This is a genomic window from Holospora obtusa F1, assembly GCF_000469665.2.
Taxonomy (GTDB): domain Bacteria; phylum Pseudomonadota; class Alphaproteobacteria; order Holosporales; family Holosporaceae; genus Holospora; species Holospora obtusa.
The window spans coordinates 1-14,883 of the sequence record NZ_AWTR02000090.1; the positions used below are offsets into that span (position 1 = coordinate 1).

Annotated in this window: 13 protein-coding genes and 2 pseudogenes; 2 read left to right on the forward strand and 13 right to left on the reverse strand. The window is 36.2% G+C overall.

From position 1 onward, the window contains the following. Nucleotides 1-110: pseudogene (locus P618_RS09555) on the reverse strand (IS701 family transposase); the annotation flags it as partial. 180 nt (nucleotides 111-290) lie between these two features. On the opposite strand from P618_RS09555, the gene P618_RS05725 reads away from it, so the two are divergent. Continuing rightward, nucleotides 291-542, forward strand: coding sequence for a transposase (locus P618_RS05725; RefSeq protein ID WP_021827928.1), 252 nt, complete (start codon nucleotides 291-293; stop codon nucleotides 540-542). A 129-nt stretch (nucleotides 543-671) separates the two neighbouring features. Here the strand turns inward: P618_RS05725 and P618_RS05730 are convergent, their stop codons facing one another. From P618_RS05730 to P618_RS08100, 12 genes and pseudogenes are all read right to left on the reverse strand, one after another. Next, a complete protein-coding gene (locus P618_RS05730; protein ID WP_024161273.1) occupies nucleotides 672-1,208 on the reverse strand; it encodes a hypothetical protein in 537 nt (178 codons plus the stop codon). 223 nt (nucleotides 1,209-1,431) lie between these two features. Continuing rightward, nucleotides 1,432-4,008 (reverse strand): DNA polymerase I, encoded by a 2,577-nt coding sequence (gene polA, locus P618_RS05735; protein WP_024161274.1) that lies wholly within the window; start codon nucleotides 4,006-4,008, stop codon nucleotides 1,432-1,434. A 78-nt stretch (nucleotides 4,009-4,086) separates the two neighbouring features. Then, nucleotides 4,087-5,442 (reverse strand): acetyl-CoA carboxylase biotin carboxylase subunit, encoded by a 1,356-nt coding sequence (accC, locus tag P618_RS05740; RefSeq protein WP_021827925.1) that lies wholly within the window; start codon nucleotides 5,440-5,442, stop codon nucleotides 4,087-4,089. A gap of 696 nt (nucleotides 5,443-6,138) precedes the next feature. Further along, nucleotides 6,139-6,897 (reverse strand): lysophospholipid acyltransferase family protein, encoded by a 759-nt coding sequence (locus P618_RS05745; protein ID WP_021827923.1) that lies wholly within the window; start codon nucleotides 6,895-6,897, stop codon nucleotides 6,139-6,141. Next, nucleotides 6,890-7,789 carry a GTPase Era gene (gene era / locus P618_RS05750; protein ID WP_021827922.1) on the reverse strand — a complete coding sequence of 300 codons (900 nt, stop codon included), beginning with the start codon at nucleotides 7,787-7,789 and terminating at the stop codon, nucleotides 6,890-6,892. The genes P618_RS05745 and era overlap by 8 nt, the downstream gene beginning before the upstream one ends. Nucleotides 7,790-7,875: 86 nt before the next feature. Further along, on the reverse strand, nucleotides 7,876-8,580 hold the full coding sequence (gene rnc, locus P618_RS05755; protein ID WP_021827920.1) for a ribonuclease III: 705 nt from the start codon (nucleotides 8,578-8,580) through the stop codon (nucleotides 7,876-7,878). Next, nucleotides 8,570-8,911, reverse strand: coding sequence for a hypothetical protein (locus P618_RS05760; RefSeq protein ID WP_021827919.1), 342 nt, complete (start codon nucleotides 8,909-8,911; stop codon nucleotides 8,570-8,572). Before P618_RS05760 ends, rnc begins: the two co-directional genes overlap by 11 nt. Nucleotide 8,912: 1 nt before the next feature. Next, nucleotides 8,913-10,403, reverse strand: a complete 1,491-nt coding sequence (gene atpD / locus P618_RS05765) for a F0F1 ATP synthase subunit beta (protein WP_024161275.1) — start codon at nucleotides 10,401-10,403, stop codon at nucleotides 8,913-8,915. A gap of 400 nt (nucleotides 10,404-10,803) precedes the next feature. Further along, nucleotides 10,804-10,950: a hypothetical protein gene (locus tag P618_RS08095; protein ID WP_156919036.1), complete on the reverse strand. Its 147-nt coding sequence runs from the start codon at nucleotides 10,948-10,950 to the stop codon at nucleotides 10,804-10,806. A 224-nt stretch (nucleotides 10,951-11,174) separates the two neighbouring features. Further along, nucleotides 11,175-11,289: pseudogene (locus tag P618_RS07470) on the reverse strand (transposase); the annotation flags it as partial. Nucleotides 11,290-11,383: 94 nt separating this feature from the next. Further along, on the reverse strand, nucleotides 11,384-11,695 hold the full coding sequence (locus P618_RS08885) for a transposase (protein ID WP_075260928.1): 312 nt from the start codon (nucleotides 11,693-11,695) through the stop codon (nucleotides 11,384-11,386). A 20-nt stretch (nucleotides 11,696-11,715) separates the two neighbouring features. Beyond that, a complete protein-coding gene (locus P618_RS08100; RefSeq protein ID WP_156919038.1) occupies nucleotides 11,716-11,958 on the reverse strand; it encodes a hypothetical protein in 243 nt (80 codons plus the stop codon). A gap of 2,417 nt (nucleotides 11,959-14,375) precedes the next feature. Here P618_RS08100 and infA point away from each other — a divergent pair. Beyond that, complete coding sequence (infA, locus tag P618_RS05785; RefSeq protein ID WP_021827908.1) at nucleotides 14,376-14,597, forward strand: translation initiation factor IF-1; 222 nt, start codon at nucleotides 14,376-14,378, stop codon at nucleotides 14,595-14,597. The last annotated feature ends 286 nt before the right edge of the window (nucleotides 14,598-14,883 follow it).

Below are 14,883 nucleotides of genomic sequence, written 5' to 3' on the forward strand. Positions count from 1 at the left end.
AAATCATGATGAATAAAGTTCATGTTTGCCTTTGAACCAAACCAACTATCTGCAAGGATATTCTGGAACAGGACGTTATTATCCACGGCAAGTTGCACCAAGTTTCTAAAAATATCAAGAAGATCCAGTTTCATTTTTTTTCCTTAAAAACTTACGGACGAAAAATATGATTATTTCAAGCAAAAATCAACTATTGCTGCGTAACATCAGTGATTCATAAGTCGATAGCACTTAGAATATTTAATGATTCTTGTCATACAAAATTATTTGAAGCTTGATTATCGCAGGTATTGATTAAAGAATTAGAACCTGAGCAAATTGCAATAATGGATAATGCTGTATTTCATAAATCTCAAAGAACGAAAGAGTTGATCGAATTTGTAGGTTGTCAACTCGTCTTTTTACCGCCATACTCACCCGATTTTAATCCAATAGAGAAATTTTTGGCTAATATGAAAAGATGGATTAAGAACCAAATTAACCAGTTTGATAAAATTTACCAGGCTATTGCCGCATTCTTTCAAATCCCATTTGCATGCTAAATTATTATATAGTTCAGTAATTTTTTCTAATATGAAACGCACATCAATCTTAATTTAGTCTTATTTTTTAAACCAAAAAGCACATAAAAGGAGAGAGATACGTACGGTTCATATCAGAAATTTAAATATTTATTTCGGTATAGGTTTATTGTACCCAAAAAAATGGATACGACAGGGGCCGTTAATTTTTAAAATTTGTTTTTTTCCATCAATTGAAAAGGATTTTCCTGAAAACACTCCATATCCACATTCTCCTGAAACAAACGTTTTTCCGAAAATTTTTTGAGCTTCAAGATGCACTGACATGTTTTGCGTGATAAGTTTATAAAATAGCTCTGGGGCTGTATCGTATAATATCACGTCCTTAACTAAATTTAATTGATTCGGTAAAAAGAAAGATCCGTATTGGCTCTTGATTTTTAATTGATGTCGAGGAATTTTTAGTGAAGCTTCTGGTTTTAATAAGTTATACTGCGTTATTTTTGATGGACCAATTCCATACTGCGCTTTGAGTTTTTCTGCGAAAATTGTGTACATATGGTGCTTGGAATTTAAAGAAAAAATTTTAACTTTCTCAATATGATCACTTTTAAAATTTTGAACTTTTTGAATTTTTTTACAATGTCGCCAATCTTTTAAACAAAATAAAATTGTACTGAGTAACACACACAAAAAAACTCCCCATGCGCCAAATTTAAAGAATTTATTATAAAAAAATTTTTGCAAAATTTTAAAAGTCAGACAATAACTACTCTAGTTTAATCAAAAAAATCGATAAAATATAGAATAGTTTGTATAATTTTTTATTAAAAAAAAATTACATTTTATTTAATGCTTGTTAGAGAAAAAATTATATGTTTTAAAAACACATAATACTCTTATAGAGCGCTTATTTCCATGTCTTTCCACAAGAAGAATGTACTTTTAAAGGAACTTTTAACTGCTCAATTTTCTCCATAAGAGATTTTATCTGCTGTGATATGCTTTCTGCGTACTCTTCTTTGACTTCTAAGAGTAACTCATCATGAAGTTGTAATAATAAGTGTCCTTTATTTCCTAATAAATTTTCACAGGCTAACATTGCTTTTTTCATAAAATCCGCACAGGTTCCTTGTAAAGGAGCGTTAATTGCTTGACGGATCGCTCCTTGCCGTGCAATTGAAGAAGCATTATGAATATCTAAAACGGTACACTTTCTTCCCCAAAGCGTATACACGCTCCCTTCTTTCTTTACCTGTTCTTCGATCTGTTTCATGTAATCCTTAACCCCAGGATATAGATCAAAATAGCGCTGAATATAGTTCTGAGCTTCTTGAGAAGAGATATTTAGCTGCCGAGCCAATCCAAATGCACTCATTCCGTATAAAATTCCAAAATTTACTGTTTTTGCGTATTTTCGATGTTCAGAAGTTACCTCATGTGTATCGAATAATGTTTGTGCTGTGGCACGATGAATGTCTTGTTCTTTTTGAAATGCCTCGATTAATGAAGGAATATTTCCCATGTGTGCTAATAAACGCAACTCAATTTGAGAATAATCCAAGCTTAAGAATACGTACCCAGGAGAGGATAAAAAGGCACTACGAATTGGAAACTCACTAGAAACTGGAATATGTTGAAGATTAGGATGAAACGATGCCAATCTTCCGGTAGAGGTGGTAGACATAGAAAAGCTACTGTGAATTTTTCCTGTGTCTGGATTGAGTTGATTAGGGAGTGTATCTGTATAGGATTGTTTTAATTTAGCACAGTGACGCCAGTCTAAAATGTCTTGTGCCACAGAATATCCTTGTAATGCATACTCTTCTAGGACGCTGCTATCAGTAGAGTATTGGCCTGACTTTCCTTTTTTGGACACAGGCCAACCTAAATCTTGAAATAGCACCTCAGCTAATTTTTTGGGGGATGCTAAATTTACAGGCTTATTAAAAATTTTATAGATTTTTTTTTCTAATTCATCCATTTTATTAAAAAGTTTTTGAGATAATTCAGATAGGACTGAAATGTTTATGCTGATTCCATGCAGTTCCATTTTTCGCAAACACTGAATTAAAGGAAGATCTAACGTTGTGTACAAAGTGTGTATTTCTAAATTTTTAATACGTTCTTTAAACATTTTGTAAGCTTGTATTCCAAAAAATGCTTCTTGAATTTCACACATGCTTTGCTGTTCTTCTAAAATGCGCGTATCCCATTTTATATCTATAGCAAACACCTCTAGTCCACTTTGTGCGATAGTTTTTAAAGCTGTATCCGAACTGTGACAACCCCTTATAAGATATTCTAAAATTTTTAAATCTTCTAATAAAGGAGGAATTTCTTGATTTAATTTTCGTAAAATAAACAACGTATCCCAAAATATCTTTAAGTTTGATGCACTCTGCCAAAAGGTTTGCCATTCCTTTGTTTTGAAATCTGAAAATGGAACGAATGTGAGTAAATTTTCAGAGTGCGTTGCTAACAGTGCTCCTAAAATTTTTCCAGTATTATCTTTAGGCCAGCTTATATAGGTCAAAGATTGTGAGCATAAATCAGGAGGTTGCCATAATTTTACAAAAACTGTAATCGGATCCTTTATTTTTAACCAACCTAAACCCGTAAGGCGTCGTTTTAATTGTCGAAGCTCCATGTGATCTATAAATCGTTCTAGAGAGTCAGAATTTGGAATGCGACGTCGAAAATAAGAAAAATCTGAATGAAGAATAGGCGCGTCATCTCTAAGACACGCCATACGATAACATAATCTTGCTTGATCTTGAAATTCTTGAATAAGCTTTCGTTTATGTGAAGATAACGTCTTGATTTTTCCTTGAAGCACAGCTTCTAAACTATGAGCTTCTTGCACCCAAAGAGTTGCCGTCTTTAATCCGATTCCAGGAATTCCGGGAATATGATCACACGAGTCTCCAGAAAGAGCTTGTATATCAGGAATTTGCTTAGGACTTACTCCCCATCGTTTTTTTACTTCTTCTTCATGAATCCAAATATTCTTAACTGGATCATACATAACAATTTTCGAAGTCACAGCCTGCATCAAATCTTTATCACAAGAAACTAAACAAACTTTTTGTGCAAAGTTTGCTCCCCATTTTCCGTAACTCACCATTAAATCATCTGCTTCAAATCCTGATTGTACGATATAAGGTATAGAAAAACTTTCGCATAATTCGGGGAGAAAAGAGAATTGTTCCAATAATGCTTCTGGAGGGCGTTTTCTGTGAGACTTATAACTTGGCATTAGGTCATGACGAAAAGTTGGTTCTTTGCTATCTAAAACTAAAGCCCAATGCGTAAAATTTTGCTCTTCCCAAAGTTTTAATACCATGTTACACAATCCCAACAAAGCTCCAATGGGACGATCTTGTGATGTAGTTAAAGAAGGTAAAGCAAAAAAACTTCGAAATAAAAATCCAGAAGCGTCAATTAAATAAAAAACAGACTCAGGAGAAAGCGACACATTGTGCATAATGACAGTTAACACTCCTAAAAATCAATGCGTATTAAAATAATTTTTTTATATCAAAGCGCATCAACAAATGATGAATTAATACGAAATATTTTGACCACTTAAATAAGACTCTAACCACTTAATATGATAGGTCGCATTCTGAATATCCGGCTCATCACACAGCCTTAAATGTAAAGGAATTAAAGTGCGTATTCCAGAAATAACGTACTCGTGTAAAGCTCGACGCATTCTGGCAATACACTCTTCTCGAGTTATCCCCCAAACAACCAACTTTGAAATCAAACTATCATAATTCGAAGGTACGGTATAGCCAGAAAATAGAGCGCTGTCTACTCGAACAAAAGGCCCTCCAGGGACGGCATAAGCTGAAATTTTTCCAGGACTTGGGCAAAAATTTTCTGGATCTTCTGCATTTATTCGGCACTCGATAGCGTGCCCAAACGGTCGAAGATCGTCTTGAGTGTAAGAAAGCGGAATTCCTTGAGCGACTTGAAGTTGTAAACGAATCAAATCTAGACCGTAAATCATTTCAGTAACAGGATGTTCTACTTGTACTCTGGTATTCATTTCGATAAAATAAAAATTTCCGTCTTCGTATAAAAATTCTAAAGTTCCCAGCCCCTGATATCCAAAGCGTTCCATGGCATGGATAATTTTTGTATACATCTGATTACGTTGACTGGGAGTCAATACGGGACATAATGCTTCTTCCCAAATTTTTTGATGTCGTCGTTGAACGGAACAATCTCGCTCTCCTAAACATAAAACGCGACGAAAGTGGTCTCCTAAAATTTGAAATTCAATATGTCTGGGGCATGCGAGAAATTTTTCAATGTACACACCAGAATGTCCAAAGCACGATTGAGCTTCTGCACTTGCGTGCTCTATATGTTCTTTTAGATCGCAAGGATTATGGCATACACGCATACCTCTTCCTCCCCCACCTGCAGATGCCTTAATTAATACCGGATAACCTATCTTGTCACTTATCGAATGCGCCTCTTCCAGGGTTGAAATTTCTCCTTCTGATCCGGGAACTGTCTGTAATCCTAAAGATAGTGCTGTTTTTTTTGCCTCTACTTTATCTCCCATAACCCGAATATGTTCAGGGGTAGGGCCTATAAATACAATTCCATGATCTTGTACTGCCTGAGCAAACGTGGCATTTTCTGACAAAAATCCAAATCCAGGATGAATCGCTTGAGCTCCTGTTAGCTCGCAAGCAGACAAAAGTGCCCCCATATTCATGTAACTTAATTTTGAAGAAGCTGGACCAACGCACACGCTTTCATCCGCCAGTCGCACATGCATTGCATCTCGATCTATCACAGAGTGAACAGCCACGGTTTTTATTCCCATTTCTTTACAAGCTCTTTGGATACGCACTGCAATTTCGCCTCGATTTGCAATCAAAACTTTTTCAAATAACATAACTGGCAAACGATCGATTGACACTTTTTTTATCTTAAACTAAAATATATTTTTCCTCAACCTATTGTTTATTAAATTCTTTAAAAGTCAAATTATTTTAACGTATTTTTTCAGCTTATTCAGAAAATAAAAATTGTGTCGAATGTATATGATCATTACTTATGTGTAAAGCTTTTATTATGCTCGACTTGATGAGCAAAATATCGTTTATTCTTCAAAAAAGTTTCTTTTTTTCTAAACAGCTAGTTCGTGTTTACGATTTTCAAAATGAGTGTTGATGTGTTTTGACGATTAGCGATTGTTCAAAATTTGGAACGCTTTTTTATCGCTAAATATGAGTTCGATCTTCATCTCAGTTTGTGAAAATGTCGTAGTATATTTTTTTTACGCATCTAAATTTTTTTTTGCATGTTTTATAAAAAAATTTGAATTCACAGAGATGTGAGTAATCTTTTTTTTCGGTTTTCTTGTACGAGATATATTTAACTTTTGTAATGATTTTAGGGAGCGTTAAGACGTGCAGGGTTTGTGGTAAGAAGTGAACTTTCTATTTTTTTAAGCAATATATCAGTAAGAAGCTATTATCCCCAAAAGATATCCCTATGTTTTGAAATTGTTCCCTGTATCTTCGTGGGGCTCGTTACATGGGAAATGTGCAAGAAATTCGCGAAATACATACAAAATAACAGTAACACATTATTTTATTTGAATGTTTTGAGCTAAACAAGCGTTTCCTTGTTGAATACATGTGCACAATTTTTTATGGAATGTTTCCTTATCTAATCCGACTTCGATTAAAGGGTGTCCTTGCATTTCGATACATCCTGAATTTTTAAAAAAACGTCTTGGAGGCCAAAAAAATCCAGAATTTAAACTTAAAACGAGAACAGGCAAATTAAAGGTTTTATACAAAAAAAATACTCCTTGATGACAGCGCGCTGTTTTTCCAAAAGGAACACGTTTTCCTTCAGGAAAAATAACAATACTTCGCTCTTCATCGAGTGATTTTTGTGCTTTTTTCAGAAAATTTTTTGAAATCATTTTACCTCTTTCGATCGGAATCATGTGAAGTCGTCGAAAAAACCATCCTAATATTGGAACTCTCATTAAAGTATTTTTTAGTACAAAAGATGGCGTCTTAAATATAATCGTCAAAATCAGCGTTTCCCAAACAGATTGATGGGCGCAGGCTATTAAAAGTTTAGGATGATCATTTTTTGAAGGAAGATTTTTTACTTTCCAAGTAATTCCCAAATATCGTGTTGCACTGGCTAAAAGACATCTACACCACCACTGAGCCACCCTGTGCGACCAAGATACCGGACCTAAGTATAAAAACGGGAGTGCAAGTCCTCCCAAAAGAGTGATAAAAAAATTTTCACTATAAAAACAAAGGTGAGCTAAAATACGATATCCCTTTAAGTAAAATCTTGTTAATAAATTTTTCCTATCCATAATGACGCTCTATCCAAGTGGGATTGATGGTGACGTGCAAAAAAAGATGTACATCGCACCTATGTTGACTTTGTATTTCCTGTCTTGCTAATAAGCCAACATGTCGAATACGTCTTCCTTCTTGTCCTAATACTAGCTTTTTTTGCCCTTCTTTTTCTACTGTAATGTTCTGCCATATCCAGAGTTCTTTTTGCTTAGTACGTTTGTTTTTTCTCCAGTACCATTTTTCTGTGAGAACATTCAGTCTGTACGGAATTTCTTGATGTAGAGACCAAAATAATTTTTCTCTTGTGATCTCAGAAAGCCCTACTTCAAAAGAAAGTTGTGTTTTCATATCGGCAGGGAACATCCAGGCTCCTGGAGTTAACAAGTTTTGCAATGCAAGTTCTAATTCCTCAATTCCTTGAAGTGTATGGCTTGATACCGGAAAAAATCCAACTACATTAGATTCAAAGTCTCTGTAAGATTCAATAAGAGGCAATAACCGACTTTTGTCTTTCCAATTATCAATTTTTGTCAATACGACTAATGTAGGTATTTCGCGCTGAATGCTTGCGTTTAAAAGTAACCGATTTGCTTTATGATGTGCGCGATCAACATCAATCACCACAACAGAAATGTTGGCTTCTTTTAAACTTTGACGTGCAGTTTTTCGCATGTAATTTTGCAAAGGATCTTGAGGGCTTAAGACCATTCCGGGAGTATCAATAAAAATACTTTGTAAATCTTCATGACAGACAATCCCGTATACGGCTTGACGCGTAGTGTGAGGTTTGTCTGATACAATGGCTACTTTATTTTTTACTAATACATTGATCAAACTAGACTTTCCAGAATTAGGGGCGCCCACAATGGCAATTAATCCACAGCGTTGAGAAGAAGGGTGATTCATCAGAATTCTCCAAAAGAACTATTTTTTTTGATATTTTTTTTAATACGCATTAAAAAAAGTAAAAACTATAAGACAAAAAAGCGGTATCAAGGCATTTCTCCAGAATAATAAGCCTGCGGTGCGATGTCTTTTGCCAGAGCGTTTAATGCATATTGAGCGGCTTTTTGTTCAGCCTCTTTTTTGGATCCTCCCAAAGCTTGAAACGTGTGTTCTCCTGCCACACATACTTGTACTTCAAACACAGGCTTGTGGTAAGGTCCCGCAGTACACAGAACCTTATAGACGGGTAAACCGAACCCATTTCCTTGCGTCCATTCTTGCAACACAGATTTTGCTTCTAAAGGTAATGTCTGACTTTTTAAAAAAAGATCTTTCCACCATCTGTGAATACAGCGCTCCAAAGTTAAAAAGTCGTTTGAATCCAACATAATGGCCGCAATTAACGCCTCGCAAGCATCAATAATCAACCGAGGTTGAGAGGCGTCTTGTCGTTTATCAATATGCAAAACATCTGATATACCAAGGTCCAAAGCAACTTGATAAATGCGTGGACCACTGACCAAATAAGCAAGACGCTTCGTCATGGCACCTTCTCTGTCCTGTGAATAAGTAGAAAAAATCCACAAGGTTACGACACAGCTCAATAAACGATCTCCCAGATACTCCAAACGTTCGAAATCTTGGCCACCTGCACTGGAATGAGTTAAGGCTTTTTTTAGCCATTGAGGATTTTCAAACGTATATCCTATACGATCTTGAAAGGCCTTATAAGCCTCAATTTTAATGCTCATAATGCGGTAAATTCAAAATTTTAAGAAGATATTCGACTTGCTGACGCTGATGAGATTCTACCAATTGAAACGCGTTTAATGTGACTTGATCGTGTAACACTTCAAGCACTCCCGAAGAGCATAAAAATTTAAGAGAGGTAGGTTCTTCTACGGCCCAAACTTCGATCCATCCAGAGCTAATTACTTGAAATAATGTGCAATGTCCTGGAGAAATTTCAAGACACCCACAAGAAGTTGGTACTAAAATACGAAAAACATTGCCAGAATATACGGTTTGATTAATATGCTTTAAAGTTACACGAAAACTTCGTTCATCTGAATGATTATGCATGCTATGCCTTTTCTTTTGAAAGCGTGTACGATTTAGATTTTGCTGATTCGAGATTTCCCACCATATAAAACGCAGATTCAGGCATATGATCACAGGCTCCTGTTAAAATACTCTCGAATCCTGAGATCGTCTCTTCTAAGGATACAAAAGCTCCCGGCATCCCAGTGAAGACTTCTGCAGAAAAAAATGGCTGTGAAAGAAAACGCTCTATTTTTCGTCCTCGACTGACGATAAGCCGATCTTCATCCGAAAGTTCATCCATCCCTAAAATAGCAATAATATCCTGTAAAGAACGATATTTCTGAAGCGTTTCCTGCACTCCGGTTGCAACTTTATAATGGTGCGCTCCAACGACTTCAGGATCTAAAATTCTTGAACTGGAGTTCAGCGGGTCAACAGCAGGGTAAATTCCTTTTGCAACTAAGCGTCGATCTAACACAATAGTTCCATCTAAGTGGGTAAAAGACGTAGCAGGGGCCGGATCTGTCAAATCATCGGCGGGAACATAAATAGCTTGAACACTTGTTATAGATCCCCGAATAGTACTTGTGATACGTTCTTGTAAAGCTCCCATTTCTGTGCTTAACGTAGGCTGGTACCCTACAGCAGAAGATATGCGTCCTAACAAAGCGGAAACTTCTGCTCCAGCTTGAGTGAATCGAAAAATATTGTCAATGAACAATAAAACATTTTGACCTTCAACGTCACGAAAATATTCCGCTACTGTAAGCCCCGTTAAAGCAACGCGTGCGCGCGCCCCAGGAGGCTCATTCATTTGGCCAAAGATAAGAGCAACTTGAGACTCTCCTTCTAACTGAATGACACCAGAACTAATCATTTCTTGATATAAATCTTTTCCTTCTCGACTTCTTTCTCCCACGCCTGTGAATACAGAATATCCTTTATGATTTTTTGCAACATTATTAATCAGCTCGGTGATGAGAACGGTTTTTCCAAGCCCTGCTCCTCCGAAAAGTCCGATTTTTCCACCTTTTGCGTAAGGTGCTATTAGATCTATTACTTTTATTCCTGTTAAAAGAAGCTCTCGTTTTGGGTTTTGATCTAAAAAAGTCGGGGCAGGACGATGAATAGACCACTTTTCTTCGCTTTCAATGGGAGGCCCATCATCAATTGCTTGTCCCGTTACGTTCATAATACGTCCCAACGTATTTTTTCCTACAGGAACTTGGATAGGTTTTCCAGTGCTATAAACTTTTAATCCTCTGACCATCCCATCTGTAGAGGACATAGAGATCGTTCGCACGATGTCTTCCCCCAAGTGTTGCGCTACCTCTAACACAACCGGAGAAGCTTTTTCTTCAAAAGATTCTGTTACTAAAGCATCTAAAATTTTTGGTAAAGTATTAGAAAACTTAACATCCACAACAGATCCTATGACTTGAACAACATGCCCTACACAAGAATCTGAATCAGGTAAAGCAGCATCTGTTAGAGCAGAATATTCAAGTGAGTCTATAAAATTAGTGTCCATAAAAAGCTTCCCTAAAGTTAAACAAAATAAAAGCACTGCACTTAAAACAACGCTCTTGAAGGATACATAAATCTATTGTAGCGTCTTTGCATCGTAAAGAAAAGATCGGTTTAGAACAAAACTCAAAAAATAAACTTTCAACGCTCTTTTGAACAAAAACACGATTCAAGTGAGTAGGGCCTGTACTCAATTAAGCCAAACGACAATTGAAGCCAAAATGAATATCGCCTAGAAAATTTGAAGACGCTTCTTCATAGTGTAAATGTTGCCGTACTGCCTTGAATTTAGCAAAAAATTCTAGATTGAGTGACGGAAAAAATATTTACTATAATTTGAAGGCTTCAAACAGTTCTTTTTAGGTGAAATCACGGCCTTTTTCTTTAAGTTTTCGCCGCCCCTTTCATAAGCATCGTACAGCTTTATTGGAAAGCACCGCATCAGCCTTCATAAGGCGATTCACCAACGCATCTTTCCCCTTCCAAATATGGTCCTGACCTTGTGTAAAATGAAAAACAACCAGGATTTTCATGGACATCACACGGTGCATGAATTTTGGTGCTCTCAGCCCCAAGAGAAGCGTCCCATGCCTTGATTATACTCTTTTTTTAAAGCCTGCGCTGCGTTGATGATGCTACACAATCGTTGCATCAATCATCGCGTACTCATGATCATCGTCCTGCGACAAGATTTCAAAGATCTTTTTTCATACGCTCTTTTGGCTCCAACAGGTAAAGCAGATGTGGATGGCTTTAGAATTTACAAAACATCTTTAGGCAGATCACGCCAAAGAATTCCTGCACTGTAGTGATATAACTCAGCCTCAACAAACAGACGATTGTCCTTGGCTGTCACACCCTGATCTTTCAGGTAAATTATCCTCTTTTATCCGATCTCACTGATCATCCCTCAACGCATAACACCTTATTTAGCACTCATTTCCTTTGAATTTTTATTAAATTTTCAAAAAATATCAAAAAAAGTTAACTTAAGTGAGGACAGTGCCTAATACAGGCAGTGTTTCCTATCTGATGCTCTTCAGCTATATCAAAAGCAGTTGAATTGCGATAAAATAAAAAGCAGTAATTGACTGATACATCCTGGAAGAACTCAACTTTCTGCCTAATCCATCGATTCATATGTGAACAAAATTTTTCGATTAGATTTAAATCAGGTGAATAAGGGGGTAAAAAACTACAACGGGCAAATTTAAGGAATTCTTTGATTTTTTGAGAGTTATGAAATGAAGCATTATTCATGATCACAACTTGTCCGGGTTTTAATTCTTTTATCAAACACTGCGAAAAGTTTTCACCTAAAGATAGATAGTAGTGTTTTTTCTATAGTGATTAAAGATTTTTGGCGTCGCAAGCGCACACCAAAGCTTGAGTGATCCGTACACCATAAATTCCTTCTTGGAAACTATTTTAGTACGTCTCGTCATGCGTCTTAGGTGATGTCTTGTATTACTATGATCTTGATCTATGCATACAGTGCCTGATTTTCCAATACTATGGCGGTTTTTTGGTAGAGACTTTAGAGAAAGCATCCCAGTCATCAGTATAAAATTTCTTCTTGTAAACTATTTTAGTACGTCTCGTCATGCGTCCTAGTTGTATTATTATTATCTTTTTATGCATACAGTGCCTGATTTTTCAATACTATGGCGGTTTTTTGGTAGAGACTTTAGAGAAAGCATCCCAGTCATCAGTATAAAATGTGCAATTTTTCAGATGTTTGACTTTTTCGTAAAATCGTGTGAATATTGTAGCATCACGATTCCCTGTAACCCAGGCAACAATTCTCCGTGTGCTACGATCAACGGCTTTGATTATCCAGAGCTTTTGACTTTTTTTTGGAAAAAACGCTACATTTCATCAAATTTCATTGCTTGAATGTGACCTGAAACCGAAGATCCTTGTATTTTTTCCATCTCTGCCACCACCCACCTTGTATATAATAGAAGAAGAATGTCCAAGAATTTTACCCATCATGTTAAAAAATGCTTTAGCTAAAGAGTATAAAATGACGCATAAAGCTTTTTTGACAGCCGTTTCTCTTTTGACTCTCTTGTCACCATCAACAAAGGTATAACCTCATTCCTTACACTTATAGCTCTGAACCTTGCGTACTATACCGTTCCTTATGCAGTTTTAGGAAGTACACTTCTTGCAATGCATTGCTGATGACCTTAATACGACACTATCGTTGTATTTTGAGATAAATCTATCTAAACGTCAAAACTCTCGTTTTTTGGCCTCAGGTGTCGTGCAAGCAGTTCATAGGTAAATTGCCCCCATTGTCTGTGAGAATTTTCGTTATTTAAAAAAAACAATGGGCGATCAGATTTTTCAAAAATGCACTTGACTTGTTAACCGACATCTTTGAATGGAGCTCGACAAACGTACTTTTTGGCCCGCTCAATGGCCACAAAAAAGGTAGCATTTTCCTTGATTTGTGCGGACCTTCGGTACTGTCAATATGAACAAATTCAAAACAGTTTTAATAGTGAAGGCCCAGACGCTTTGCTATTTTTAGCGGCGCTCTCCACAGAGTTTTGTATTTTTTCGGACTCGAAGCGTCGTTTTGGCATTTCCATGCAGCATACTTCCATGCAATATACTTCTCATAAATTAACCTTCTTTAGTTCCTTATAGGTTATACCATACGAATGTGGAACTACACACCTAGTTTCTTTTATCACCGATATACAGAACAAATCCTAGCATTAAATAAATAGTTTTTCTATCTCTGTTCATTTTTTGTCTTCATTAACCTCAACATAAACCCTTCGCTTTGTTTGGGTCTATTTTACCCTTTCTGCCTAAACGTGGCCTGCTTCTTCGTACCTGAGTCACCACCTACTTGCGCTACTTTTACTAACTTTGAATATCTTGGATGCCGTGTTTTGATATGTTACCAAGCTTAATATATTTTATTACTTTCTCCTTTAGATTTAAGCTGTTTTTTTGTCATTTTTTCTTAAAAATAGAATTTCCTTGTCCAGTTTCTAAGCTAAATTATTATACAACGCTGAGTTCATAAGGTAGAAATTCGATATCTTTACATTCTTGCATTGTTTAGGAAAGTAAAATTTAATCAGAGTATACTAATTTTCATTTAGGGGCCTGTTCTCACTTAAGTTGACTTTTTTCGATATTTTTTGAGAATTTAAAGAAAGTGTGTGTTAAATGAGACGTTATGCATTGAGGAATGATCAGTGGTATGAGATAAAGAAAAGTTTACCTGGAAAATTAGGGGATCTGCCAAACAAGGACAATCGCCTGTTTGTTAAGGCAGGTTTTTATACTGTTACTAGTCCTTGGCGTAATCTATCAGAGAAGTTTTGTGATTTTAAAGCCTAACACCCGCTTTATCCGTTGAAGCAAAAAAAGCGTATAAAAAAAATCTTTGAAATCCTGTCTCAGGACGCTGCCCATGAATGCGCGATGATCGATGCAACGATGGTGCGGGCCCATCAACACAGCTCAGGCTCTAAAAAAACAGCATAATCAAGCTGTTGGCCCTTTCTCTGTGGGGCGGAATCAAAAATCATGCACCGTGTGATGCAAAATCAGTGCTCTTTCACCTTACACAAGATCAGGATTATGATTTATAAGGAAGGGCGATGCGTTGATGGATAACCTTGTGAAGGCTGATGCGCTGCTTGCGGATAAAGCATACGATGCTGATGAAAGGGAGCAGAGAAAATTTAAAGAAGAGGAGCGTGATTCCACCTAAAAAAACCGTTTTTGAGCCTTCAAATTATGATAAATATTCTTTATAAATCCCGTCCTTGATCGAGAATTTTTTTCTAAACTTAAGGCGGTACCGAGCAATTACCACACGCTACAATAAAACGTCTTCAAACTTAAAAATCAAACCAACGCAACTCCAAAATTAAGAATCTTTGGGGTATGGACAAAACTCCTTAATGTTCCTATACTTTTCTTACGGTCTCCTTGTGTTCAGAGTATGACGAAAACAGGTATATTAAAGTTTACAGGAATTGTTTTAGAATGTTTACCCAATGCAAGATTTTCTATTCAATTAGATGGATCTGATCAAATAGTAAATGCGTATATTGCAGGAAAGATGCGAACAAATCGTATTATGGTTTCCGTTGGAGATAAAGTTTTAGTAGAATTTAGTCCCCATGATTTATCTCAGGGAAGAATTCGATACAGAGAAAGATAATTAATTTAGATTATTTTGAGTTATTGGCATATGTATAAATTGTATGATAAGCAATAAGAAATAATTAAAAATCCTATCAAAAAATAAAATAAATTAAAACCGAGTGTCAATTATTTGTTTTATGCTTTAGAAACAAGTATAATTAACATCTTCCGATATAATGGGAAAGAAAACGACATCTTCCGATATAATGATTGGGTATTCTTTGACAGATTCAGAGTCAAACACTTTGTGGCTCCAAAAACATATTATTGCGGATTGTAGCACAAAAGGCGCGTTAAATCCA